1 protein-coding gene is annotated in these 225 nt (G+C 71.1%); it reads right to left on the reverse strand.

The window, feature by feature from the left end; translation table 11 throughout:
* Positions 1–225, reverse strand: a 225-nt coding sequence (locus tag APY03_RS25545) for a hypothetical protein (RefSeq protein ID WP_157103459.1), incomplete at both ends; no start/stop codon positions are given.

The raw sequence follows: 225 nt of genomic DNA on the forward strand, positions 1-225 counted from the left end.
CGCCGCTGAAGGTGGTGCTGCTGTTGTCGCCTCCCGCCGTGAGCGTGCCGGTGCCCAGGGCCACGAAGCCGAAGCCCGCCAGGCTGCCGATGGTCTGGCTGAAGTTGTTGAGGTCCAGCGTGGCGCCGCCGCCGAGCGTCACCGCGCTGGCGGCGTTGAAGGCATTTGCCGCCCCAGCCCGCAGGGTGCCTGCGCTGAGGGTCGTCGTCCCAGCGTAGGTGTTGG

The sequence above is a fragment of the Variovorax sp. WDL1 genome (genome assembly GCF_001541225.1).
GTDB lineage: Bacteria > Pseudomonadota > Gammaproteobacteria > Burkholderiales > Burkholderiaceae_C > Variovorax.